This window comes from Erysipelotrichaceae bacterium 66202529, from assembly GCA_017161075.1.
Classification (GTDB): domain Bacteria; phylum Bacillota_I; class Bacilli_A; order Erysipelotrichales; family Erysipelotrichaceae; genus Clostridium_AQ.
This window is the reverse complement of sequence record CP046174.1, coordinates 2,284,349-2,308,442: the sequence shown is the minus strand read 5'-3', so window position 1 is coordinate 2,308,442 and position 24,094 is coordinate 2,284,349. Positions and strand designations below refer to the sequence as shown.

Here is a 24,094-nt window from a genome sequence, read left to right as displayed (position 1 = left end):
ACGCATTGACATTTCCTTTAAAAAAGTGTTATATTATAGTGTATTCTTGTAACTATTTTCATAGTTTCATGAGCATCACCGGCGGGTGAATTTTTTTTGAAAGGGGCATAAACATGAACAACGAGAAATTATTTGATACAGTAGTAGCCCATGCGAAAAACAGTGGTTTTGTGTTTCAGGGATCTGAAATTTACGGCGGTCTATCCAATACGTGGGATTTTGGCCCTTTGGGAGTTGAACTGAAAGAGAATGTAAAAAAAGCCTGGTGGCGTAAATTTATTCAGGAATCTCCATATAATACAGGAATCCAGTCTGCAATTCTGATGAATCCGGCAGTTTGGGTTGCCAGCGGACATGTCGGCGGCTTTTCCGACCCGCTGATGGACTGTAAGGAATGTAAGTCAAGATTTCGTGCCGACCAGCTGATTGAGGATGCCACAAACGGCGAGGTCAGTGTTGAGGGCTGGAGTAATGAAGCGATGATGAGCTATATCGAAGAGCATCAGCTCAAATGTCCAAAATGCGGCGCACACAATTTTACAGATATCCGTCAGTTTAATCTGATGTTCAAAACCTTCCAGGGGGTTGTGGAGGATGCCAAGAGTGCAATCTATCTGCGTCCGGAAACAGCACAGGGAATGTTTGTCAACTTTAAAAACGTACAGCGCTCCATGCGTAAGAAGCTGCCTTTTGGAATCGGACAGATTGGTAAGAGCTTCCGAAATGAAATCACACCAGGAAACTTTATTTTCCGTACCAGAGAGTTTGAGCAGATGGAGCTGGAATTTTTCTGTCAGCCGGGTACGGATATGGAATGGTACCAGTATTATAAGGATTTCTGTATGAGCTTTTTGACGAATCTGGGGATTAACAGTGAGCATCTGCGCTTCCGTGATCACACACCGGAGGAGCTTGCCTTCTATTCCAAGGGAACCTGTGATATCGAATATAATTTCCATTCCCAGATTGGCTGGGGTGAGCTTTGGGGAATTGCGGACCGTACCGATTATGACCTGAAGCAGCATCAGGAGGCCAGCAAGAAGTCGCTGGAATACCTGGATCCGGCAACGAATGAAAAATATCTAGCATACTGTGTGGAACCGGCAGTCGGCGTGGAACGTCTGATGCTGGCGTTTATGTGTGATGCCTATGATGAGGAGGAATTGGAAAACGATACCCGTATCGTCATGCATCTGCATCCGTTCCTGGCTCCAATCAAGGCATGCGTCATGCCGCTTTCTAAGAAGCTGAGCAGCAAGGCAATGGAGGTCTTCTCCATGGTTGCACCGATTGGAAACTGTGACTACGATGAGGCGGGAAGTATCGGTAAACGGTATCGCCGTCAGGATGCTGTAGGAACACCGTTCTGCATCACCGTCGATTTTGAAACAGAGAACGATAACTGTGTAACTGTGCGTCATCGTGACAGCATGGAACAGGAGCGTGTCAGTCTGGATGAGCTGAGCGCTTATATTGAAGAACGTATCAAGCTGTAAAGCAGCAGGGAGTGATGCTCTTGGCTCGATTGAGTGAGCAGGAAATCAGCCAGATTCGCGCAAAGGCTGATATTGTAGATGTTATCGGCCGCTATGTGCCACTGACCAGAAAGGGAAAAAGCTATAAATGCGTTTGCCCGTTTCATGACGATCATGATCCGTCCATGTCCATAGCTGCAGATAAACAGATTTACAAATGCTTTGTATGCGGAGCTGGCGGCAATGTATTCACGTTTGTACAGAATTATGAAAAAATATCCTTTATTGAGGCTGTTTACAAGGTTGCCGAGTATGCCGGAGTCACTTTGGAGCATACTCTTGATATCGCCCCCCGTATAAAGGATCCTCATTTACTGGCACTGCATAAGGCGTGTCGGGAGGCTATTGAATTTACACATTATCAGCTGGATACGCTGGATGCGAAAAACGTCAAGGAATATCTTCTGAAACGCAATATCACGGAAGAAATCATCAGGCGCTTTGAAATCGGATATAATCCTATGGATGATGCCTTGTATCGGTTTCTGCATGCCAAGAAGCATACGGATGAGGATATTGTGGCGGCAGGTCTGGCACGGGTAACCTCAATCGGTATGAAGGATGTGTTCGCCCACCGTATCATGATTCCCATTCACGATGCCTATGGTGAACCGGTTGGCTTTACCGCCCGGCGTGTTGCGGAGAATGAGGAAGCGAAATACATCAACACGACAGAGACAGATATCTATAAAAAGGGAGATCTGATCTTCAATTATCATAGAGCCAAGCCGGAAGCCAGAAAGGCGAAGAAGGCCTATCTGGTGGAGGGTGCTATGGATGTGCTGGCTCTGGAAAAGGTGGAGCTGCACAATGCGGTTGCCACGCTGGGAACTGCCATGACAAAGGAACAGCTGCGGCTGCTGCAGCTGCTGCATGTGCCGATCGTTGTTTGCTATGACGGAGATAAGGCCGGACGCAATGCAACCTATAAATTCGGGAAAATGGCCAGAGAAGCACAGCTTCCCTTTGAAATCGTAGATAACAAATACGGTCTGGATCCGGATGAGGTTATCGATGTATACGGGAAGGATGAGCTGAAGGCACTGGTTGAAAAAACCATATCCTGGATTGATTTTCTCTTTGTATATCTGCTTGGCAGATACAATTTGGAGAATTATTCCCAGAAGAAGGAATTTGCACAGGAAATGGCACAGGAAATTCAGGCCTTGCAGGATGATTATGAAAAGCAGAGCTATTTCATTCGGCTGCGGGAGCTGACAGAATTTGATATGCAGGTGGAGCAGCCCAAGGAAGAACGAAGGACTGTACAGCAGCAACAGCCGATGCGGCAGAGCTTTCTGACATTTCCAAAAAGCGGCAGAAGCCATGCCGAGCATGAAATTCTGTCACAGATGCTGTGCGGCATTGCGGCCAGTAATCTGTTTAAGGAAGAGCTGGGTTTTTTGAAGGATGATATCAGCAATAAGCTTGCAATGTATATCATTGATTATTATCGAACACACACCACACTTGCAGTGGCAGAGCTGCTGGATGTGATTCGCGAGGAGGATGTGAAATCCCTTCTGCTGGAAATCGCAAACTGGGAGCTTGCCCGTGAGGATGTGGATATGGCTGTACTGCAGGAAGCAATCGCCAAGGAAAAATCCTGCTTTCTGGATGATAAGATACAGCTGTTGAATAAAAAAATACGATCCGTGAATGATCCTATGGAAAAAGCCAGACTTGCCATGGAGAAAAATCAGTTGATCAAAGAGCGTGAGGAATGGCGCAGCGCGGGAAGGAAGTAAGGATATGAAGAACACCAAGAAAAAAGCTGTTTTGCAGGAATACAAGACACTGGATGATATCAAGCAGGAGTTCCTGGAGGAATACAAGCAAAATGATGCCCTTTACCAGAAGGATGTTATGGATGCCGTGGAACACCTGGCGATGACGGATACCGATTTTGATGATCTGTTCCAATGGTTTGCCGATAATGATATTGAAGTAAAGAACGAGGATGATGACGTCGATCTGCTGGATGATGATGCGCTTGCCACAGCGGACGATGACGATATTGATTTTCTGGATGATGATACGGATGAAGAGGATACTCTGGCAGCCGATATTGAAAATCTGGAGCAGTCCTTTGCAAATTCTTCCCATACCAAAATTAACGATCCTGTAAAAATGTATCTGAAGGAAATCGGACGCGTAGAGCTGCTGGATCCAAAGGAGGAACCAGAGATTGCGCAGCGCATTCAGGATGGGGATGAGGAAGCCAAGAAAAAGCTGATTTCCGCCAACCTGCGACTGGTTGTTTCCATTGCGAAGAAGTACGTCGGACGTGGAATGCTGTTCCTGGATTTGATTCAGGAAGGAAATATGGGTCTGGTAAAGGCAGTGGAAAAATTCGATTACACGAAGGGCTTTAAATTTTCCACCTATGCGACATGGTGGATTCGTCAGGCTATTACGCGTGCGATTGCGGATCAGGCAAGAACGATTCGTATTCCGGTACATATGGTGGAAACCATCAATAAGCTGACACGTATTCAGCGTCAGCTTGTACAGGATCTGGGCAGGGATCCATCTGCTGAGGAAATTGCAGCGAAAATGGAAAATATCTCTCCGGAAAAGGTGCGTGAGATTCAAAAAATTGCGCTGGAGCCTGTTTCTTTGGAAACACCGATCGGGGAAGAGGATGATTCCCATCTGGGAGATTTCATCGAAGACAAGGAAGCATTGTCACCGGATGAATATGCCAATAATCAGCTGTTAAAGGATGAAATCAATACTGTGCTGCAGGGACTTACCGAGCGTGAGGAAAAGGTTTTGCGTCTGCGTTTTGGACTATATGACGGCAGAACCCGCACACTGGAGGAAGTTGGCAAGGAATTTAATGTAACCCGTGAGCGTATCCGTCAGATTGAAGCGAAGGCACTGCGTAAGCTGAAGCATCCTACCCGCTCCAAAAGACTGAAGGATTTTGTTGATAAACCGTAATGAAGCTGAGCACCCGTTTACATACGATTTTTGATATGGTGCAGGATAACTGCATCGCGGCGGATATCGGCTGCGATCACGGTCTGTTGCCGGTTGCTCTTATACAGGCAGGAAAGTGTTCGCATGTCTATGCCTGTGATGTTCGTAAGGGTCCTTTGTCCCGTGCACAGGAGGCGATAGCTCAATGCGGTCTGCAGGATGCTATCACGACAAGGCTGTGCGACGGTCTGCAGGGACTTGGCGATGATGTGGAGGTTGTGATTATTGCCGGCATGGGCTTTGATACGATATGTCATATTCTGACACAGGGGATGGACAAGGTGGAACATTATAAGCAAATCATCCTGCAATGCAACTCCCGTATGGAGGATATGCGGCGCTGGCTGCATGAAAACGGTTTTACGATTGATGCTGAGGAGCTGGTAAAGGATCATCATTATTACCAGCTGCTGTCGGTACATAAGGCACCCTGCATAATGCGTGAGGAACAATATCTGTTCGGTATACATCTGGACCAGCATCCACTGTTTAAAGAATACTGGACATATATTCTGGATAAGCAGAAAAAAATTATAGCCGGAACAAAGCCGTATCATGAAGGCTATGCATCCGCTGCCGGGAAAATAAAAAAAATCGAAAAAAAGCTGAAGGAACTGGACTGATTAACCGTTCCTTTTTCTTTTCTCAGCTTATACAAAAACGCTATAGTCGCACAGGCTTCTTTGAGAGCAGGGGTACTATTCATTATAGAAAGAAAACGCAATGCAATCAAAAGTAAGTAAGGGGAAGTATATCATTTCAATATAACAAGAAGCCATATCTTGTCATTGATTTGCCATATTGAATGACCATATTTCAATTTTAAAGTGGGATATAGAAAAGCACTTAACAATCTTGTGGCTGCTTGCTGCGTACTGCTTTGCCTTTGCGATATACTTTATGAATTTAACCATACAGATCAGGACTGTCATATCTGTATACTTTCTGGTATAATACTAACTGGAAAGAAGTGATGATTATGGAGCTTTGGGATTTGTATGATGCACAGGAGCAGCCCGTTAATAAATTGCAAATACGAGGGAAACCAATTCCGGAGGGCTTGTATCATATCGTTGTATTTATTTGGACCTTTACCTTTGATGGCAGATTGCTGCTGACAAAGCGCGATGCCTGTAAGCCAGGTGGACTCTTATGGGAGGTCACCGGCGGCTCTGTTTTGCATGGGGAAAGCTCGATCGAAGGTGCACAGCGTGAGCTGTATGAGGAAACCGGTATTGAATGTACACTGGATCAGCTGCACAAATTCAAAAGAAAACGCAAGGGACAGGGGATTTATGATCATTATCTGCTGCAATATCCTGTGGAGCTTGACAAGCTGCAGCTGCAGGAACAAGAAACCATAGACGCCATGCTTGTTGATCAGTTGACATTTGAGGAAATGATGCGGCTGCATCTTATCACACATCCGATTCAGCTCTGGTATCATGAAATAAAGAATCAGCTTGCTCAGTATTTTGAAAAGAGCTGATGCATAAAAGAGCCAGTGATCTCTGCTGCAGTTACATCTGCGGGGAATCACTGGCTTTTCTACAATATGCCTACAATATTTCAGATAGTCGGATTTCCGGCTTCGGTTTGCCGGGGATATAAGCTTCCAGATACTCAATCACCTGTGCTGTCAGATAGGTTGGTGTACTGGCACCGGAAGTAACTGCCACACGCTGTACATCCTGTAAATGTTCCTCTCGTACATCCTGAACATCATCGATGAGATATACCTGCTGTATGCCCTGATCACGGGCAATTTGGGCAAGGCGGTTGGAATTGTTGGAATATTTATCACCGACAACATAAAGAACATCAATCTGCTTATCCTTCAAATCCGCAACTGCCTGCTGCCGAATCCGTGTGGCATTGCAGATTTCCTCACAGAATACCGCATTGGGATAGCGTTTGCGGATGGCTTCAAACAGCGCTTCTATATCAAAAATTGACATAGTTGTCTGATTTGTAACAAATACAGGCTCCATAGCAGGCAGCTGCTCTACATCCTTTTCTGTGCTGATCAGATGCACCTTCGCACTCAGAGAAACAACGGCCTCTGCCTCCGGATGATGCGGCTTTCCAATATACAATACATCACAGCCCTTTTTCAGCTGCTCTGTCACAATGTCCTGTGTTTTCATTACATCAGGACAGCTGGCATCCACACATTGCAGTCCCTTTTGTGCTGCCTTTTCCTTAACTGCAGGCGATATGCCATGCGCTGTGAAAATAACGATACCTTCGTCGATTTCATCCAGCAGCTCCAGTCTTGTTTTTGCTTTATCATCAACGGGATAAATATGCAGCTCCTTCAATGCCCGCATAACATAGGAATTATGCACCAGCATACCCAGTACATAAATCGGTGTATCCGGATGCAGCTGCGCTGTTTTTTTCGCTAGCTGGATGGCATTGATAACACCCTTGCAATATCCACGGGGAACGACCTTTATAACTTCCATTATCTTCACCTCCTCTCCATTATACAGGAAAAGAAACGCAGATGCATAGAATTTTGCCGCTGATTATGCCATAATAAGCATATATGTGATAAGCGCTGTATCAGAATTGTAGGTAAATAGCAGGGAAAAAGAAATTGTTTTACAACTTTGAGATTTCCTGTATAATAAAGAGGCTGCTTATTCGTATAAGGAGGTATTTTATGAGCAAATATACAGATTACAACTTTCGTGAAGCCACGAAAAAATTTATAAACCTGGAGGGCTTCAAAGAGCCAACTCCTATTCAGCAGGCTGTAATTCCACTTGCCTGTAAGGGGAGAGATATCATCGGAATCTCAGATACAGGTACCGGAAAAACACATTCCTTTCTGATTCCGATTATGGAAAAGGTGGATAGCAGTCAATCAGGGATTCAGGCGGTGATTACTGCGCCAACCAGAGAGCTGGCCCTGCAGATTTTCAATCGCTGTGACAAAATGAGTGAGGCAGATCCAATGCTTAGAATCCGTTTGATTACGGGCGGTATGGAAAAATCAAGAATGAATGAGCAATTAAAGGTACAGCCGCATATCGTTGTAGGAACGCCGGGACGTATCAGGGATTTGTTCCTGAAGGAACAGACGCTGCGCGTGGATACTGCGGATATCATGGTTGTCGATGAGGCAGATATGACGCTGGAATTCGGTTTTCTGGAGGATGTGGATGCCATTGCCGGAAAAATGAAAAAGAATTTACAGATGATGAGCTTCTCCGCTACAATTCCGGTCGCTCTGCAGCAGTTTTTAAAGAAATATATGGATAATCCGAGTACCGTACATATTCAGGAACAAAGCGATTTTCATCCAAAAATCGAGCATGTGCTGATTCCGTGTCAGGAAAAGAGCTATGAGGAAAAGCTGTTAGAGCTGTTACCGACCTTTACGCCTTATGTATGTCTGATTTTCGCAAATACAAGAACCCAGGCCGCAAGTGTAGCCGCTATGATGCGGGATACGGGATATGGCATCATTGAGCTGCATGGGGATTTGACACCAAGAGAGCGTACAAAGGCTATGAAGGATTTGGTGAATATTCAGAAATCCTATGTCGTGGCAACGGATATCGCAGCGCGCGGTATTGATATCGAAGGAATTTCTCACGTTATTTCTCTGGGCTTTCCAAGAGAGCTGGATTATTATATTCATCGCAGCGGGCGTACCGGACGTGCCGGCAGGGATGGAATCTGTTATGCCCTGTATAAGAAGCAGGATGATGCGATGATCCGCTCTCTGGAGATAAAGGGAATCGGCTTTAAGCATCGCAATTTAAAAAACGGTACCTGGAGCGATTTGGAGCCGCTGCACCGCAAAAAGGTGAAAAAGGATGATCCGCTGGAAAAGGAGATTTCTAAAATCGTCTCAAAGAAAAAGAAAAAAGTAAAGCCGGGATATAAGGTGAAACGGAAGCAGGAAGTGGAAAAGCTGAAACGCAAGGCACGCCGTCAGATGATTCAGGAGGATATCCAGCGTCAGAAAAAGGAGCGTGCAAAGCAGAAGGTTATGGAAAAACGGGGAGGTCAGGAATGAAGCTAGGATGTCATGTTTCCATGTCTGCACCGGATTATGTGCTGGGGTCGGTAAAGGAAGCAATCAGCTATGGTGCCAATGCGTTTATGCTGTATACCGGAGCACCGCAAAATACACGGCGCAAGGCAATGAGCGAGTTGAAAATTGAAGAAGCACACACGCTTATGAAGGAGCACGGGATCGAAGAAAGCAGTATGATCGTTCATGCACCATATATCATCAATCTGGCTAACTGTGTTCGTGAGGAAACCTTTACGCTGGGTGTGGAGTTTTTACAAAAGGAGATTGCCCGTGTACAGGCATTGCGTGCAACCGTACTGGTTCTGCATCCGGGCAGTCATGTAAAGGCCGGAGAAGAGGAAGGTCTGAAAAAGATTGTCGAGGGTCTGAATCAGGCGATGACGGACGTTCAGGATGTACAGATTGCAATCGAAACAATGGCCGGAAAGGGCAGTGAAATCGGATATTCCTTTGCCCATATCCGGTATCTGATGGATCATGCAGTCTATGGTGACCGTCTGCGTGTATGTCTGGATACGTGCCATATCCATGATGCTGGATATGATTTATCAGATTTTGATCAAATCCTGGATGAATTTGACAAAGTGATTGGTCTTGACCGTCTGGTCTGCATGCATATCAATGATTCTAAAAATGTACAGGGGGCACGTAAGGATCGGCATGCGAATATCGGCTTTGGAGAAATCGGCTTTGATAAGCTGAATGCCATTGTGCATAATGAGCGTGTGAAGGATGTTGTGAAAATTCTGGAAACGCCGTATGTGGAGGATCATCCGCCATACCGCCAGGAAATCGCCATGCTGCGAAGCGGTGTGTTTGATGAGCAGATCATGGAAAAAATCAAGGCGGGTGTTTAACGATGGAGCTATGCAGGCTGGACATTGCGGACTATAAGGAGAAGGCGTTACAAGTCAGATATGTTACTTCCTATATTTATGAAGCAATTTCCAAACAGGGTGATGACTGCTTCGGTGTGATGTTTAAACGCACAAAGCTTATCGAGCCGCTAGCGTGCGGTTTTGATGATGTGTGGTGCAGTGAATGGCTGGAAAATCCTGAGCTGTTTGCTGTTCGTGAGGCTGGACAGGTCATCGCTCTTATGGAAATTTGTATGGAAAGCTGGACGCAGAGACTGCGCATTTCCAATATATATGTAACGCCTGCATATCGCGGCAGAGGCTGTGCAACGCTTTTGTTACAGCATGTCAAGGAGTTGGCGAAGGAGCGCAGGATTCGCTGTATTGTACTGGAAACACAGTCCTGCAACGACCCTGCAATACAGTGCTATCTGCGAAACGGCTTCGTATTCCTGGGCTGCGATCTTTCTTTCAAAAGCAACCAGGATATAGAAAATCATGCCGTCCGCATTGAAATGGGCTATTATTTGTAATCATACTGGATGTAATGCAGAAGAACTGCAAGGGTAATAAAGGAATTAAAGCTAATTCTGAAAACAAAGGAAAAAGACCGGATATGTAGCGGGTCTTACTCAGAAATGCACAGAATGATTGGCCGTCAATTACAGCATTATGCAAAGCGAGTAAGAATGAAGTGAACCACCAAAGTTTGGACAACCAAATGAAAGGAGTCGTTTCAAAGCCCGTAAAACAGGCGGTCTTTTTTTTATTTTCCAGTAAAATCCATCAGCATATAGAAAAATCAAACAAAAAAACAAAGGCACCACGGTGAGCAGTGCCTTTAAAAGCTATGAGACTATAAAATCATGATGGAGCTTATACAGGATATGTGTGTATAACATTATTAAGCAACGGAGTCCTTATTTAAAGGGTACTCTTGCAATGCTCCTTTTCAAATGCCAGAATTTCTTCCTTTAACCGTGCAACGATTTGTTCCTGTGGCAGCTTTTCGATGATAGTACCCTTTTTTATAAGCAGCCCCTCATTGCGCCCTCCTGCTATAGCAATATCCGCATGCTTTGCTTCTCCCGGCCCGTTTACTGCACAGCCCATAATGGCGACATTTACATCACAGTTAATCGTCTGCAGGAACGCCTCCATTTCATCTACAACCGGCTGCATATCCCATGCGGTTCTGCCACAGGTCGGACAGGCTATCAGATTCGGCGTATTTTTTAAGAGTCCGCAGCATTTCAGCAGCTGCTTTACGATCGTGATTTCATTTACCGGATCCCCGTTAACGCTGATTCGAATCGTATCACCGATGCCTTCATTTAACAACGTACCCAGTGCCATGCTGCTTTTGATTGCACTGCCTATAAAGGTGCCTGCCTCTGTTACGCCAAGATGGAGCGGATAGGGGAAGGTGGTAGCTGCTAAGCGATAGGCATCTATACAAAGCAGTGGATCGCTAGATTTAAAGGACAGACAGATATCGTGGAAATCAAGCTCCTCCAGAATCTGAACATGGCGGCGGGCACTTTCCATCATTCCCTCGGCTGTCGGTCTGCCATATTTTTCATGAATATCCTTTTCCAGAGAACCGCTGTTTATCCCGATGCGGATTGGAATGTGATGCTCTTTGCATACCTTGACAACAGCCTCTACATTTTCTTTTCCTCCGATGTTTCCCGGATTTAAACGAATCTTATCAATACCCGCCTTCACGGCTGCAATAGCAATACGGTAATCGTAATGAATATCCGCAACGAGCGGGATATGTGTACGCCTTTTGATTTCTGTAATAGCGGCTGCATCCTTCTCATCTATCACGGCCATGCGTACCAGCTCACAGCCAATCTGCTCCAGCTGTAAAATCTGTGCTACCGTAGCTTCTATATCACTTGTCCGTGTGTTGCACATGGACTGTATAACAACTCTGTTTTGCCCGCCAATCTGTAAATCGCGAACCTGTATGCTTCTTGTATTTGTTCTTTTCATATTGGTTTCACCTCATGTTTTCATTATAGCAGAAGTTCCTTAGGAAAAGCAATCCAAGCCTTTCTGGAACAGGCTCAAATGGGATGTGTAAGATAGCTTATTGTAGCGGTATTGTATAAGATATATATGCTTGATTTTTATAGGATATATGCAGCAGGGAACATATCAGGGTATTCGATAAAGCCTGTGCTTATGTATTGCTTTCCATGCGTAAGTCAGCGTGCATTACAAAAATCTTACAAATCTTTAAATGTATGGAATCACTATTTTGTTTATGGTATACTAATGGGCAGGAGGTGTGCGTATGATACGAAATCCTTTTCGAGATCTGGATCAAAAGAAATTAAGCAGAAGCTCCGATGTTTTGAAGACGCAGAACGATTATTTCAAAATTGTAAACAGGCGCATCTTTATTTTCGGTATTATAATATGTCTTATATTTTCAGTTGTATCGGTACGTCTGGTATTTTTGCAGATAAGAAGCCAGGAGGATTATGCCGCCAAGCTGGAAAATTATTCTTCCCAGAAGCAGACGGACAGTACTGCTCGCGGAGAAATGCTGGATCGTAACGGCAAGGTGATCGCAAAAACCGTTTCCTCTCATAATATTGTTTATTTTCCTCCAAAGGATGCGACAAGTGAGGAGCAGTGGAAGCTGGCACAGACGTTTGCCAAGGACTTCAAGGTGGATCATAAGGGCATGACAAATTCCGATTATCAGGATTTGTATATGTTTTTACATACGGATGATAAAGGAAACAAGGATTCCGGGCAAAATCTGCTGAGTGCCAAGGAAAAGGAAACACTGACAGTTGAGGAACAGGAAAAGAAAATCAGAAGCCGGATCACGATGAAAATGGTGGATGAGCTTGCTGATGATGACACCAAGGATGCATTTTATGTGTATCTTGCCATGCGCAAGCTGCCGAATAACCAGAATAAGGTGATTCTGGAGGATGTGGATAGTGACAGTGTCGCAAAGCTGATGGAGAACAAGGATAAATACCGCGGCTTTGATGTGAATCTGGGCTCCTGGAAACGGGAGTACCCATATAAAGATACCTTGCGTGATGTGTTGGGAAGCATAACCTCATCCAAGCAGGGAGTGCCCTCCGAGCTTCGTTCCTATTATGAGGCGATGGGATATTCCTTAACCGATCGCGTCGGGCAGAGCGGTTTGGAAAAGCAGTATGAGGACTTGCTCAGCGGTACACCGAGGGTCAGTGACATATCTTATGATTCCGATGGTACGGCGATTATGAATGAAACCAGCAGCGGGAAAAACGGATATGATCTGCATTTGACCATTGATGTGGAATTACAAAAAAAGGTGGATGCTATACTGGAGGATACACTGAAAAAGTATGCGGGGACAACAGGGCGTGAAAAGTTCAAAAAGGCGATTGTTGTGTTAATGAATCCGCAAACCGGTGAAATCTATGCAATGAGCGGCAAATATCTGGATGAGGATGGAAAAATTCAGAATTACTCCAGTGGTGCGTATCTGGATGCCTTTGCGTCCGGTTCTGTTGTAAAGGGTGCGACGGTTTATATGATGCTGGATCAGGGTGTACAAACCCGTTACAGTACCGAGGTGGATGAGCCAATGAAAATTGCTGGTACAAACACCAAAGGATCATTTGACCGTTATGGTGCAGTAAATTCGATTCGTGCCCTGGCGGTATCCAGTAATGTCTATATGTTTAAGTCGGTCATCAAACTGGCCGGAGGAACATATGCCTACGATCAGCCATTGGGAATCACAGATGCCATGGCTCAGAAAACCTTTAAGCTTATGCGGAATTACTATTCCATGTTTGGTCTTGGTACGAAAACTGGTCTGGATGTACCCAATGAGGCACAGGGCTTTACAGGTAACACACAGGCGGCAGGTTTGCTTATGGACTATGCCATCGGTCAGTATGACAGCTACACACCGATTCAGCTTGTGCAGTATGCGGCTACTATTGCCAATGGCGGTAAAAAGGTGCAGCCGAAGCTGGTCAATACGGCTACGGAGGTAAATACAGATTACACTGTTTATGAGAATAAAACAAACGTATTATCCGCTCTGCCGGGAAGTAAAGAGGATCTGGAAACGATTCAGATGGGCTTTCGTCAGATTGTTTCCGGAGAGCATGCGATAGATCCAATCAACAGATTAAATGTACAGGTGGCAGCCAAAACCGGTACTGCCGAGGTCGGTAATTATACCAATGCTTCACTCATTGGCTATGCGCCATACGATAAAAAAGCGAAGGTTGCATTTGCCTGTTCCGTGCCGGAATCTGCGACGAATGATCAAAGTGTTGCAGGTAACCTTTGCGCCTATAATATCATGCCAGAAGTTTTAGAAGAGTTTTTCAAAAAGTATTAGCTTTTTTGTAAAGAGTATGATATAATTTTCAAGCAAGTACGAGGAGGGACAACATGAGAGATAGAATCACGTTCAAATGTTCAGAATGTGGCGAAGAAAACTACATCGGGACACGTAATAAACGTAAAAATCCAGAACGTATGCAAATTCAGAAATATTGCCCACGTTGTAACAAGAAAACTTTACATAAGGAGAAAAAATAAGAAGGGCCGACTACGGTCTTTTTTATTCGGTGACTGACATGAAAAAGATGGATATATTTGTTTTAGGTATGGTACAGGTAAATACCTATCTGCTTTGGGAAGATCATCATGTACTGATCATTGATCCGGGCAGCAAATCGGCTAAGCTGCAGGAAACGATTGATTCCCAGGATGGTATTGTTGATGCAATCGTGCTGACACACGGTCATTTTGATCATATTGCCGGAGTGGATGCACTTGTAAAAAAATATCATTGTCCGGTGTATATCAATGAGCTGGATATGGCGATGCTGCAGGATCCGATGCTGAACTTCTCCTATCAGGCGCCTGTTGTTGTCAACAGTCCAGTAACCAAGCTGAAGCCTGGAAAAAATGAAATCGGAGCTTTTACGCTTCGTGCCATTGATGCACCGGGGCACAGTGAGGGAAGCACCATGCTGCTATGGGATGATAAGCTGATTTGCGGAGATGTGATTTTTCAGGGAAGCATCGGCCGTACAGATTTGCCTACCGGCAGCAATACCAAAATGATGCAGACATTGCGCATGATCCGGGAAACCCTGTCTCCTGATTTGAAAGTGTTTCCGGGACACGGGCCTGATACAACGCTGGATATGGAGTTTCGCTACAACCCATATCTGCAGCTCTGATTATGACCATCATTACGGCGACGCAGTCTCATATACAGGAAATTCTGAGACTGTATGAGGTTTTATATGCGGACATGGCGCGGCTGCAGCCCTTCAGTTACTGCAGAGGAATGCAGGATGAGGAATTTTTAAAGACCATGATCCGGCTTCCGGATTGTGATATTCTGCTGGCTATGGAAAATTCCTGTATTTTCGGATTGGCACTGGTGATGAAGCAGCTGACTCCGGCGGATTCCTATGTGATTCCGCATGCCTATGCCACCTTAATGGATCTTGTTGTCAGCAGGGAAGCCAGAGGACTTGGAATCGGTAATCGGCTGTTACAGGAGGTTGAGCACTGGGCCAGGGTACGCGAGCTGGAATATGTAGAATTAAACGTATTGCAGGAAAACCGCAGTGCGCAAAAGCTTTATGAAAAGCATGGCTATAAAACCGCAGTAAAAACAATGAAAAAGAAGTTAAAATGATACATTTTTAATGAAAACGGATATATTTCCGTTTTTTTTTACTTTTTTCGGGATATTTTAGGATTTTGGGTGTTTTAAAACGTATAGAAGTATGTATAAAGAAAGAAGGTGAGAGTATGAAGGAAAAGCTTGAACAGATGCTGCACATGGTGGAGCGCAAACGAGTGACGGATGTGCATCTGACGCTGATGCATCATAAGCTGCATGTACAGGTGCGCGGATGGAATGGTCTGGAAACCATTCAAAACGGGGCATTTGATGAGGGTCTGTTCTGTTATCTGAAGTATATCAGCAATCTGGATCTTGGAAATACCCTACAGCCGCAGAGTGGTAATTTTCAATACGAATTTCGCGGAAATCTGTTGTATTTTCGTTTCTCGCTGCTGCCGACGCTGGAAAAACAGACGGCAGTTCTGCGTGTGCTGAACAATCATGAAGAAATCCGGCTTGAGGAGCTGAGCATGAACCAGAAACAGACAGACAGCTTTTTGAACTGGACAAGAACAAGAAGCGGAATGATTGTCCTCAGCGGGCCTACAGGCAGTGGGAAGACAACGACCTTGCATGCGATTTTAAAGCGGATTGCTTTGGAAAATAAGCTGCATGTCGTTTCTTTGGAGGATCCAATCGAAATCTTCGATGACAGCTATCTGCAGCTTCAGATCAATGAAGCAGGAGGCTTTACCTATGAAGAAGGAATCAAGGAACTGCTGCGTCATGATCCCGATGTCATCATGATTGGTGAAATACGTGATCCCGTTACTGCACGCATGCTGCTGCGCTGTGCATTGAGCGGCCATTTGATTTTTACGACGATTCATGCGAAATGCTGCACGGAAGCAATCAAGCGACTAAATGAGTTTGGATTGCACAATGAGGAGCTGTACCATACATTGAGTGCTGTATGTGCACAGCGTCTGTACAAGAAGAACGGCACGGATGAAAGGGTGTGTATTTATGAAATTCTGGAACAAAGAGAGCTGGATGCCTATTTCCATGAAGGACAGGTGCCTAAGGAGCATCACGATATCTTTGAAGAAATTCAAGCTGCTGTTTCAAAAGGAATCATTTCACAGAAGGAAGCCGTCATCGACCTTCCGTATGCGCAATGACGACTGGCGTTATTTGCATGATCTGCTGCTCAACGGCTATCCGTATCTGGAAGCGTTGCAGCTGCTTGGCAAGGATAGCACACAAATAAGAAAAGAGCTGGAGCAGGGCTGCAGTATAGAAGAAATTTTAAGCAGGCAGGGAAGCGGGCGCTTTTATGAGCATCTCAGCTTCTTTTTGCAGATCACCTCCTTGAGCAAGGCAATAGAAAGTGCCCTGTGTCTGTATGATTTCGAACATACATTACTTTCCAAATTTCTGAAAAAGACAGCCTATCCCTTTGCGATTTTTCTGTTTGCGTATGTGATGCTGCTGGTTTTCACTACATCGATCATTCCCCAGATGCTGCAAAGCTTTGAACAGGGAGAAGATTTTGGGGGACTGCTGTTTGGCGTCGCACTCTTACAAAACGGCTGCCGCATGCTTGCGCTGTGCAGTGTCTGCTTCGCCATACTGCTGTTGTATCTGAAGCATAAGCCAAGGATACGCAATGCCCTGATTCTAAGGAACAAGCATCTGTGTGCACTGGCGTCCCATGTGGAATCCTATCTGTTTAGCGGATATATGATCGAGCTGCTCAAGCAGGGGATTCCGACCAGAATTGCCCTGCAGTATCTGGAACAGCTTTGCAAGGAAACGCTGTTTTGTGAATTGCACAGGCACTTGATGCTGCGGCTGCAGAATGGGGAGGATATGCTGTGTGTCATCGAGCAGGAGCCGCTGTTGAATGACACCTTCAAAACGTCCTTTCGCATTGGCAGCTCTACCGGCTCTTTGTGCACTATGCTGCAAAGTGGACTGCAGCAGCAGGAAAGAGCCTGGGAGCGGCTGCTGAAGCGCTTTGCGGTCATTGTACAATGCATTGCCTATGGCTTTGTAGGCGTAGTTGTTTTACTTGTTTATCAAATCATGCTGATTCCGCTATCCATGCTGGAACAGCTGTAGAAAGGAGCTTTATGAAAAATAACAAGGGCTTTACCATTCTGGAAATGATGATCGTATTGTCCATCATCGCACTTATATTTCTGCTGACTCTGCCAAACATCCAGCAGAAGGAAAAAATCATTCGCAGTAAGGGCTGTGAGGCATTGATTGAGGTTGCCAACGCGCAAATTGTACTGTATGAGGTGGAAAATCTGAGCCCGCCCAAAAGCATGTCTGATTTAATCAGCAGGGGATATTTGAAGGAGACACAGCGCCGCTGTCCGAATGGAGATACAATTGAAATCAGCAATGGACAGGCAGCTGTGCGATAGGGGGTTCACGCTGGTGGAAATGCTGCTTGTTTTGCTTTTGCTATCCGTTATCCTACTGGTGACACCGCTGTTAAACCGACAGCAGGGAATCCTTTTGCGTATGGATGCTCAGCAGATACGAGAGCTCTGTATACAGGCGCAGGCAGAGGCGATGAAGCTTCATAAAAATGTTACGATACAGCTTCGCGGCAGCAATGTGTATAAGGATGATAAACAATATCCCCTGCAGAAAACCACAAGCTGTGATACGCTTCGCTTTCACTACACCCCACACGGCACGATATCCCAGGCATTTACACTGCACTGCCGCAATGCCTCCTCCTCGATACAACTGGTGGCACAGCTGGGAAGTGGGCGTCTCGATGTACGATAGACGCGGAATTGTGCTGAGTGAAGCACTCTTTCTGTTGATGATTCTCGGTATACTGGCATTGATCTGCCTGCAGTGTGCGCTGATGACTCATACGATGGAACAGAATGCAGGGGAGTTTGAAAATGATGCAGTGGAAGAAGTCTATCAGGAATAAGCAAGGCTTCACCCTGGTGGAGGTGCTTGTGGCCTTCAGCTGTGTCGGCATTTCCTGTCTGCTTCTGGTTCCCCTTGCTTCCACCCTGCAGCGCCTGCAGAAACCGCTGTATTACAATGAGGACCGTATTGCCATAGCACAGCTGCGCGTTCTGCTGGTACAAAGCAGAGCACTGTCCATACAGGAGGAGGCACTTCTCTTTACATACCGTAAAAAAGAGCAGCGTCTGGTTTTTGATCGAAGGCGTCTGGTACGAAAGGATGGGTATGAGATTTTCTTACAGGATGTGGACAGCCTGCAGTTTCAAAAGCGAAAGGAATGCATGTATGTTATATGGACACGGAACAAGCACCGCCAGGAGGCGCTGCTTGCATGTGAATAATAAGGGCTTTATCAGCCTGTATGCCCTGCTGCTTCTCTTGATCTTTTTATGCTTTTTAGCTTTCTTCCTGCAGCGCGTTGCGGCCTTTTCCAGTGTGCATGAGCTGCAGGAAAGCTATGATCTGTACGCCATTCGCTCCTGCAGCAGGTATCTGGATAAGCTGCAGCAAGAGCAGGAGGCGGAAAAAGAGATAAGCACGGAGGAGTTGGAGCAGGAGGAGGATATACAGGAAGCAAAAAAGCTGCCAACACAATGGGAACAGCTGTTTCGCAATGCCGTCTTTCAGTTTACAAGGCACGAAAATCAAATCGATGTTGCTTACACTCATCCCAAGGGGCAGGTACATATGCGGGTGGTCTTTGACAGCGAGGATGGAAGCATACTGGATGTTGTATATTTAGGCTCTGATGAACCAGACTAGGAAAGAGGTGGTTTTACATGCTGACAATCCTATTGAGTACCCTTATGTTTCTGGCATTTGCAGGCCTTGGCAATCTGCTGCTGATTGTAAATGAATCAGCCTATCTGCTGGTACCGCTGTATGCTGTATTGCTCCTGCCTGCCCGGCTGTTTTACCGAAGTGCAAATTGCAGGGCACTGGAAGTCAGAGATTTCCTCATAGCCCTTGGTTTCGTTGTTGTCTTTCTTGGCTGCTATGAAGTAAGGCAGGAGCTGTTTGACCTGGCAACCTTCTGGTATTTGTATCTTGCGGTCTTTTTATCCCTGATGCTATATGCGGACAGTATTCGTTTCAAAAGCCTGATGTGAAAAAAATCAGACTTTTTTTCATAAAAAATTTGACAAATGCGTTAAATCCTATAAAATAGAATAGGACATAAAAAAATAATAAAGGAAAGGTGAATATCGTATGATCAGTTCCAATGATTTAAAACCTGGTATGACAATTCAGCAGGATGGAGAAATCTTCGTTGTGCTGGAACAGAGTCAGAATAAAACAGCTCGTTCTGCAATGGTGGTAAAGGCTAAGGTCAGAAACCTGAGAACGGGATCCAATGTAGAATTATCATGGGGCGGTGGAGATAAAATCACACCTGCTCATATCGAAAAAAAGGAAATGCAGTATCTGTATGATACGGATGATGCTCTGGTATTCATGGACAATGAAACCTATGAACAGATTGAAATCCCAAAGGATCGTCTGAAATGGGAAATGAACTTCATGAAGCCAAACGATAACGTCAATATCTCCATGTTTGAAAGTGAGATTCTCGGTGTAATTCTGCCGGACAAGGTGGCGCTGCAGATCGTGGAATGCGAGCCTGCTGTCAAGGGTGATACAGCTACCTCCGCCAGCAAGAATGCAACCCTGGAATCCGGCCTGGAAATCAAGGTGCCGCTGTTCATCAATCAGGATGAAATGGTGCTTGTAAACACATCGGATGGAAAATATTCCGGAAGAGCAAAAGACTAAAAAGCTGCCAGTGCAGCTTTTCTTTTGTGAAACGGCTTAAAAAGTATGATTTCTTAAAGAATATGCATATCCAAGAACCTTTATTTTTGTTATAATGGTTGTTAGATTGGGAGGTAATCAGATGGAAAAGCTATCAAGAGTGAAAAAATATGCGGAATTGAGAAAATCCATTGAAACTGATAATAATATAGATAAAACCCTGCACACAGAGGAAGGCGTCGTGCAGGAGCAGGAGGAAACGCTGAAGAAATTTGACTCGTCTATTTTTAAAAGGGTCAATATCAGCAGTGATGAAGAATATACTCCTGTACGGGAAAAGAAAGAACAGGATTCGATCGAGCGTCCGCCTGTGGATGATACCTTTACCAATGAATATCTGGATGATTTCATTAAGGAAGTGCGGGAATATAATATACGCAAGGGTACCAGAGAAAGCGATAATACGCAGGCTGATATTCTGTATCAGCTGAATGCCGCAAATCGGGCGAAGCGTTCGCATTACATACAGGAAATCCAGGAAGAGCCGGAAGCGGAAGAACCAAAGAAAACCATTCTGAGCCGGGACGATATCGCAATGCAGGTACAGAATCTTCTAAAGGAGGAGGAAGCCCCTGTAATGGCAGCTGCACCGGCAGAAGAAGAAACAGACACGCAGGTTCCTGCATATACGGAGGAAACGACAGACACATCCTATGCGAAGTATGCAAGTGTACAGGAGGAGCCAATCGTTGAAGCCTTTGCGCCGCAGCAGACAACCGAAGCGAAGGAAGTACAGGAAATCCAAAAGGAACAGCCTCCTGTACGTAACGCAAAAAAGGTTATTCAGCCGGTGATGATGGAGGATGCTGTGGATGAGGAGGAAGCCCCTGCAGCTGTGAAAAAGGATGCGCCGCAGCAGGCTGTCTTACATAAGAAGCTGTTAGAGGAAACACAACAGCTCCGTGTACAGATGGATGAATATGAGGATGAGCTGACTGATCTTTCTGACGGTGTGGAAAAGACGAATAAGCTGTTGAATTTCGTATTATGCTTTTTGATTCTGGTGCTGCTTGTCATTATTGGCTTTATTGCCTATTCATTATGGAAAGCAGGAGGAATCTAAAATGAAAATAAATATCGCGATTGATGGCCCGAGTGCGGCCGGAAAGAGTACGATTGCCAAAATATTAGCCAAGGAGCTGGGGTATTCTCATTTGGATACCGGAGCGATGTATCGCTGTACGGCGCTTGCTTCTCAAAAGCGCGGTATTGCTGCAGGCGATGAAGCCGCTTTGGTCGCTATGCTGGAGGATATCAAAATCAGCTTCGATTCTGCAGGAGCTGTATATATTAACGGCGAGGATGTTTCCAAACAAATTCGTGAAAATGAGATTTCCATGCTTGCGAGCAGTGTTTCTGCACATCCTAAGGTGAGAGAACGTCTGGTTGCTTTACAGCAGCAGATGGCAAAGGATAAGGGCTATATCATGGATGGACGCGATATCGGCACGGTTGTTCTTCCGGATGCAGAACTGAAAATCTATATGGTCGCAAGTGTAAAGGCACGGGCTGAGCGTAGATATAGGGAATATCTGGAAAAAAATGTAAAAGCAGATTATGATGAAATCTACCGTGATATAGAACAGCGGGACTATCAGGATATGAACCGCGAAGCCTCGCCGCTGCGTAAGGCGGAGGATGCAATTCAAATCGATACGTCCGATATGAGTATCGAGGAGGTTGTAAAAGAAATACGCAGGAATATTCCTACCCTTTCATGATAGGAGGTGAATTCAGCGCAAGCTGAAGTTCAAATATGATAAATGGAATTGTAGCCATTGTTGGTCGCCCGAATGTCGGCAAATCAACGATTTTTAACCGAATCATCGGTGAACGAAAAAGTATTGTAGAGGATACGCCGGGAGTAACCCGTGATCGTATCTATGGAAAAGCTGAATGGCTGACCAGGGAATTCCGCGTAATTGATACCGGTGGAATTCAGCTGGCTAACCAGGATTTTCAAACGGAAATCAATATGCAGGTGGAAATCGCAATCGATGAGGCTGACTGCATTGTGTTTGTCGTCAGCGGCAAAGATGGTTTGACGCACGATGATGAATATGTCGCACGCCTGCTGCATCGTACGAAAAAGCCTGTGATTCTGGCAGTGAACAAGGTGGATGATTTTGCACAGAATGATGCAATCTATGAATTTTACAGTCTGGGTCTCGGTGATCCGCTGGCTGTTTCCGGTGCGCATGGAATCGGTATCGGGGATGTTCTGGATGCCATTATTCATGCACTGCCAAAAAAAGAAAAGGACGAATACGACGGAATGACGAAATTCTGCGTCATCGGTCGTCCAAATGTAGGAAAAAGCTCTCTTGTCAATGCGGTTTTGAACCAGGAGCGTGTCATTGTTTCCAATATTGAAGGAACGACACGGGATGCCATAGACACGCCGTTTAAGCGTGAGGGCAAGGAATATGTCGTAATAGATACCGCCGGAATCCGCAAACGGGGCAAGGTATATGAAAGCATTGAAAAATACTCCGTGCTGCGTGCGATGAGTGCGATTGAGCGCAGCGATGTTGTTCTGGTTGTTATCGATGGAGAAAAAGGAATCCGTGAACAGGACAAGCATGTCGCAGGCTATGCACATGAGGCCGGCAAGGGTGTTATTATCGTATATAACAAGTGGGATACTGTGGAAAAGGACGAGCAGACCATGCATACGATTGAAAAGGAAATCCGGGCACAGTTCTTGTATCTGTCCTATGCACCGATTCTGTTTGTATCCGCTTTAAAGAAGCAGCGGATCCACACCATTTTACCGGTCATCGACGAGGTACATGATTATTCCGTGCTTCGTATACAGACCAACGTGCTGAATGAGGTCATTATGGATGCACAGCTTATGACACCGCCGCCCACACACAAGGGACAGCGGCTGAAAATCTATTATGCCTCTCAGGTGTCAGTGGCACCGCCAACCTTTGTTCTGTTTGTGAATGATCCCGAGCTGCTGCATTTCAGCTACAAGCGTTATCTGGAAAACAGATTGCGGGAAGCATTTGGCTTTAACGGTACAACATTGAGAATTCTGGCTAGAGAAAGAAGCAGGTGATCAACTTGAAAACGGTAGTAATCGGAAGCGGAAGCTGGGGAACTGCACTTGCACAGGTACTTGTTGATAATGCAAGAGATGTGATCCTTTGGGGTAAGAATCCAGCGGAAATTGACGATATCAATCTTCATCATCAAAACTCCCGTTTTTTTCCCAAGGTGACGCTGCATGAGCAACTGAAGGCAACAACAGACCTTACGGCTGTTCGGGATGCGGATCTGATTGTATTATCCGTACCAACCATAGCAGTGGAAGAAATGTGTGTGAAAATCGGTGCGCTGGTAGAAAAGCCGGTGATTGTCGTCAATACCTCAAAGGGCTTTCATCCGGATACGAACGAGCGTATGTCCAATGTCATTCGACGCTTTCTCCCTGCCAATAAGCTGAAAAGTGTCGTATCCTTAATCGGACCCAGCCATGCGGAGGAGGTTGTTTTGCGGATGCTGACAACCATCTGTGCGGTATCTCTGTCGGAAGCGGCTGCAGGTATTGTGCAGGAGCTGTTTTCCAATGAATACCTACGTGTATATCGGCAGGATGATGAAATCGGAAGCGAGATTGGCGTGGCATTAAAAAATGCAATCGCTGTTGCGAGCGGTGTTCTAAGCGGCGTCGGTTATGGTGATAATACCAAGGCTGCCCTTATAACACGGGGTCTTGCGGAAATGATCCGCTATGGTGTCGCAATGGGTGGACGAAGGGAGACCTTTATGGGGCTGACCGGAATCGGTGATCTTATTGTCACCTGCACCAGTGTACACTCCCGCAACTTTCAGGCCGGTTATGAAATCGGCACTCATAACAGTGCACGCTATTTCTGGGAAAATAACACCAGGACAGTAGAAGGTGTACGAACGGCAAAGGTAGTTTACGAGGTCGCAAAAGAAAAGCAGATCGACATGCCGATTATTGAGGAAATCTACCGGGTATTATATGAGGATAAAAATCCACAGCAATCCGCAAGAGATCTGATGCTGCGTGATTTAAAACATGAAATGAAGGAATGATGCTGAAAAGGCGTCATTTTTTTTGGTTTTATGGATTTTAAGCAGGGGGTATGCTATAATAAAAAACGCTAGTCATCTAACCGTATTGGAGGAATCACCATGTAGATGAGGATGTTTTATATAAAAATGATACGAGTATATTTAC

26 protein-coding genes are annotated in these 24,094 nt (G+C 45.4%); 24 read left to right on the top strand and 2 right to left on the bottom strand.

What is annotated here, in order from left to right; translation table 11 throughout:
- The first annotated feature begins 113 nt into the window (after positions 1-113).
- From GKZ87_10910 to GKZ87_10890, 5 genes are all read left to right on the top strand, one after another.
- Positions 114-1,496 carry a glycine--tRNA ligase gene (locus GKZ87_10910; protein QSI25954.1) on the top strand — a complete coding sequence of 461 codons (1,383 nt, stop codon included), beginning with the start codon at positions 114-116 and terminating at the stop codon, positions 1,494-1,496.
- Between the two features lie 20 nt (positions 1,497-1,516).
- Positions 1,517-3,283: a DNA primase gene (gene dnaG / locus GKZ87_10905; GenBank protein QSI25953.1), complete on the top strand. Its 1,767-nt coding sequence runs from the start codon at positions 1,517-1,519 to the stop codon at positions 3,281-3,283.
- A gap of 4 nt (positions 3,284-3,287) precedes the next feature.
- On the top strand, positions 3,288-4,481 hold the full coding sequence (rpoD, locus tag GKZ87_10900) for an RNA polymerase sigma factor RpoD (protein QSI25952.1): 1,194 nt from the start codon (positions 3,288-3,290) through the stop codon (positions 4,479-4,481).
- Positions 4,481-5,143, top strand: a complete 663-nt coding sequence (locus GKZ87_10895) for an SAM-dependent methyltransferase (GenBank protein ID QSI25951.1) — start codon at positions 4,481-4,483, stop codon at positions 5,141-5,143. Before rpoD ends, GKZ87_10895 begins: the two co-directional genes overlap by 1 nt.
- A 356-nt stretch (positions 5,144-5,499) precedes the next feature.
- The gene (locus GKZ87_10890; protein QSI25950.1) at positions 5,500-6,009 is read left to right on the top strand and encodes an NUDIX domain-containing protein; all 510 of its coding nucleotides are present in this window, start codon (positions 5,500-5,502) and stop codon (positions 6,007-6,009) included.
- A gap of 70 nt (positions 6,010-6,079) precedes the next feature.
- Here GKZ87_10890 and GKZ87_10885 read toward each other — a convergent pair whose 3' ends face one another.
- Positions 6,080-6,988, bottom strand: a complete 909-nt coding sequence (locus GKZ87_10885) for a 4-hydroxy-3-methylbut-2-enyl diphosphate reductase (protein ID QSI25949.1) — start codon at positions 6,986-6,988, stop codon at positions 6,080-6,082.
- A gap of 200 nt (positions 6,989-7,188) precedes the next feature.
- Between GKZ87_10885 and GKZ87_10880 the strand changes: the two genes are divergently transcribed.
- Genes GKZ87_10880 through GKZ87_10870 form a run of 3 tightly spaced genes read left to right on the top strand, consistent with a single transcriptional unit; the run spans position 7,189 to position 9,964 of the window.
- The gene (locus tag GKZ87_10880; protein ID QSI25948.1) at positions 7,189-8,553 is read left to right on the top strand and encodes a DEAD/DEAH box helicase; all 1,365 of its coding nucleotides are present in this window, start codon (positions 7,189-7,191) and stop codon (positions 8,551-8,553) included.
- Positions 8,550-9,431, top strand: a complete 882-nt coding sequence (locus tag GKZ87_10875) for a deoxyribonuclease IV (GenBank protein QSI25947.1) — start codon at positions 8,550-8,552, stop codon at positions 9,429-9,431. The genes GKZ87_10880 and GKZ87_10875 overlap by 4 nt, the downstream gene beginning before the upstream one ends.
- Positions 9,432-9,433: 2 nt before the next feature.
- Positions 9,434-9,964 carry a GNAT family N-acetyltransferase gene (locus GKZ87_10870; protein ID QSI25946.1) on the top strand — a complete coding sequence of 177 codons (531 nt, stop codon included), beginning with the start codon at positions 9,434-9,436 and terminating at the stop codon, positions 9,962-9,964.
- Positions 9,965-10,355: 391 nt separating this feature from the next.
- Here the strand turns inward: GKZ87_10870 and ispG are convergent, their stop codons facing one another.
- Positions 10,356-11,432 (bottom strand): flavodoxin-dependent (E)-4-hydroxy-3-methylbut-2-enyl-diphosphate synthase, encoded by a 1,077-nt coding sequence (gene ispG, locus GKZ87_10865; protein ID QSI25945.1) that lies wholly within the window; start codon positions 11,430-11,432, stop codon positions 10,356-10,358.
- Between the two features lie 304 nt (positions 11,433-11,736).
- Here ispG and GKZ87_10860 point away from each other — a divergent pair, with 304 nt between their 5' ends.
- The 16 genes from GKZ87_10860 (at position 11,737) to GKZ87_10785 (ending at position 23,949) form a co-directional block, all read left to right on the top strand.
- Positions 11,737-13,809 carry a penicillin-binding protein 2 gene (locus GKZ87_10860; protein ID QSI25944.1) on the top strand — a complete coding sequence of 691 codons (2,073 nt, stop codon included), beginning with the start codon at positions 11,737-11,739 and terminating at the stop codon, positions 13,807-13,809.
- Positions 13,810-13,862: 53 nt separating this feature from the next.
- The gene (gene rpmG, locus GKZ87_10855) at positions 13,863-14,012 is read left to right on the top strand and encodes a 50S ribosomal protein L33 (GenBank protein ID QSI25943.1); all 150 of its coding nucleotides are present in this window, start codon (positions 13,863-13,865) and stop codon (positions 14,010-14,012) included.
- Positions 14,013-14,050: 38 nt separating this feature from the next.
- On the top strand, positions 14,051-14,662 hold the full coding sequence (locus GKZ87_10850) for an MBL fold metallo-hydrolase (GenBank protein ID QSI25942.1): 612 nt from the start codon (positions 14,051-14,053) through the stop codon (positions 14,660-14,662).
- 2 nt (positions 14,663-14,664) lie between these two features.
- The gene (locus tag GKZ87_10845; GenBank protein QSI25941.1) at positions 14,665-15,129 is read left to right on the top strand and encodes a GNAT family N-acetyltransferase; all 465 of its coding nucleotides are present in this window, start codon (positions 14,665-14,667) and stop codon (positions 15,127-15,129) included.
- Positions 15,130-15,245: 116 nt separating this feature from the next.
- On the top strand, positions 15,246-16,241 hold the full coding sequence (locus tag GKZ87_10840; GenBank protein QSI25940.1) for a competence protein ComG: 996 nt from the start codon (positions 15,246-15,248) through the stop codon (positions 16,239-16,241).
- Positions 16,231-17,184, top strand: coding sequence for a type II secretion protein F (locus GKZ87_10835; GenBank protein ID QSI27941.1), 954 nt, complete (start codon positions 16,231-16,233; stop codon positions 17,182-17,184). Before GKZ87_10840 ends, GKZ87_10835 begins: the two co-directional genes overlap by 11 nt.
- 11 nt (positions 17,185-17,195) lie before the next feature.
- A complete protein-coding gene (locus GKZ87_10830) occupies positions 17,196-17,495 on the top strand; it encodes a prepilin-type N-terminal cleavage/methylation domain-containing protein (GenBank protein QSI25939.1) in 300 nt (99 codons plus the stop codon).
- Positions 17,461-17,868, top strand: coding sequence for a prepilin-type N-terminal cleavage/methylation domain-containing protein (locus tag GKZ87_10825; protein ID QSI27940.1), 408 nt, complete (start codon positions 17,461-17,463; stop codon positions 17,866-17,868). Before GKZ87_10830 ends, GKZ87_10825 begins: the two co-directional genes overlap by 35 nt.
- A gap of 116 nt (positions 17,869-17,984) precedes the next feature.
- Positions 17,985-18,404 carry a type II secretion system protein gene (locus GKZ87_10820; GenBank protein QSI25938.1) on the top strand — a complete coding sequence of 140 codons (420 nt, stop codon included), beginning with the start codon at positions 17,985-17,987 and terminating at the stop codon, positions 18,402-18,404.
- Positions 18,391-18,825, top strand: coding sequence for a hypothetical protein (locus GKZ87_10815; GenBank protein ID QSI25937.1), 435 nt, complete (start codon positions 18,391-18,393; stop codon positions 18,823-18,825). Before GKZ87_10820 ends, GKZ87_10815 begins: the two co-directional genes overlap by 14 nt.
- 17 nt (positions 18,826-18,842) lie before the next feature.
- Entirely contained in the window at positions 18,843-19,172 is a 330-nt protein-coding gene (locus GKZ87_10810) for a hypothetical protein (GenBank protein ID QSI25936.1), read from the top strand.
- Positions 19,173-19,272: 100 nt separating this feature from the next.
- Complete coding sequence (gene efp, locus GKZ87_10805) at positions 19,273-19,836, top strand: elongation factor P (protein ID QSI25935.1); 564 nt, start codon at positions 19,273-19,275, stop codon at positions 19,834-19,836.
- Between the two features lie 121 nt (positions 19,837-19,957).
- Positions 19,958-20,938 (top strand): hypothetical protein, encoded by a 981-nt coding sequence (locus GKZ87_10800; protein QSI25934.1) that lies wholly within the window; start codon positions 19,958-19,960, stop codon positions 20,936-20,938.
- Position 20,939: 1 nt separating this feature from the next.
- The gene (locus GKZ87_10795; protein ID QSI25933.1) at positions 20,940-21,596 is read left to right on the top strand and encodes a (d)CMP kinase; all 657 of its coding nucleotides are present in this window, start codon (positions 20,940-20,942) and stop codon (positions 21,594-21,596) included.
- 35 nt (positions 21,597-21,631) lie between these two features.
- Positions 21,632-22,942: a ribosome biogenesis GTPase Der gene (locus GKZ87_10790; protein QSI25932.1), complete on the top strand. Its 1,311-nt coding sequence runs from the start codon at positions 21,632-21,634 to the stop codon at positions 22,940-22,942.
- A gap of 5 nt (positions 22,943-22,947) precedes the next feature.
- Positions 22,948-23,949, top strand: coding sequence for an NAD(P)H-dependent glycerol-3-phosphate dehydrogenase (locus tag GKZ87_10785; GenBank protein ID QSI25931.1), 1,002 nt, complete (start codon positions 22,948-22,950; stop codon positions 23,947-23,949).
- The last annotated feature ends 145 nt before the right edge of the window (positions 23,950-24,094 follow it).

Coding starts and splice junctions, on each gene's coding strand:
- GKZ87_10910 (QSI25954.1), top strand. CDS start 114: ATGAACAACGAGAAATTATTTGATACAGTAGTAGCCCATGCGAAAAAC.
- rpoD (QSI25952.1), top strand. CDS start 3,288: ATGAAGAACACCAAGAAAAAAGCTGTTTTGCAGGAATACAAGACACTG.
- GKZ87_10895 (QSI25951.1), top strand. CDS start 4,481: ATGAAGCTGAGCACCCGTTTACATACGATTTTTGATATGGTGCAGGAT.
- GKZ87_10890 (QSI25950.1), top strand. CDS start 5,500: ATGGAGCTTTGGGATTTGTATGATGCACAGGAGCAGCCCGTTAATAAA.
- GKZ87_10885 (QSI25949.1), bottom strand. CDS start 6,988: ATGGAAGTTATAAAGGTCGTTCCCCGTGGATATTGCAAGGGTGTTATC.
- GKZ87_10880 (QSI25948.1), top strand. CDS start 7,189: ATGAGCAAATATACAGATTACAACTTTCGTGAAGCCACGAAAAAATTT.
- GKZ87_10875 (QSI25947.1), top strand. CDS start 8,550: ATGAAGCTAGGATGTCATGTTTCCATGTCTGCACCGGATTATGTGCTG.
- GKZ87_10870 (QSI25946.1), top strand. CDS start 9,434: ATGGAGCTATGCAGGCTGGACATTGCGGACTATAAGGAGAAGGCGTTA.
- ispG (QSI25945.1), bottom strand. CDS start 11,432: ATGAAAAGAACAAATACAAGAAGCATACAGGTTCGCGATTTACAGATT.
- GKZ87_10860 (QSI25944.1), top strand. CDS start 11,737: ATGATACGAAATCCTTTTCGAGATCTGGATCAAAAGAAATTAAGCAGA.
- rpmG (QSI25943.1), top strand. CDS start 13,863: ATGAGAGATAGAATCACGTTCAAATGTTCAGAATGTGGCGAAGAAAAC.
- GKZ87_10850 (QSI25942.1), top strand. CDS start 14,051: ATGAAAAAGATGGATATATTTGTTTTAGGTATGGTACAGGTAAATACC.
- GKZ87_10845 (QSI25941.1), top strand. CDS start 14,665: ATGACCATCATTACGGCGACGCAGTCTCATATACAGGAAATTCTGAGA.
- GKZ87_10840 (QSI25940.1), top strand. CDS start 15,246: ATGAAGGAAAAGCTTGAACAGATGCTGCACATGGTGGAGCGCAAACGA.
- GKZ87_10835 (QSI27941.1), top strand. CDS start 16,231: ATGCGCAATGACGACTGGCGTTATTTGCATGATCTGCTGCTCAACGGC.
- GKZ87_10830 (QSI25939.1), top strand. CDS start 17,196: ATGAAAAATAACAAGGGCTTTACCATTCTGGAAATGATGATCGTATTG.
- GKZ87_10810 (QSI25936.1), top strand. CDS start 18,843: ATGCTGACAATCCTATTGAGTACCCTTATGTTTCTGGCATTTGCAGGC.
- efp (QSI25935.1), top strand. CDS start 19,273: ATGATCAGTTCCAATGATTTAAAACCTGGTATGACAATTCAGCAGGAT.
- GKZ87_10800 (QSI25934.1), top strand. CDS start 19,958: ATGGAAAAGCTATCAAGAGTGAAAAAATATGCGGAATTGAGAAAATCC.
- GKZ87_10795 (QSI25933.1), top strand. CDS start 20,940: ATGAAAATAAATATCGCGATTGATGGCCCGAGTGCGGCCGGAAAGAGT.
- GKZ87_10790 (QSI25932.1), top strand. CDS start 21,632: ATGATAAATGGAATTGTAGCCATTGTTGGTCGCCCGAATGTCGGCAAA.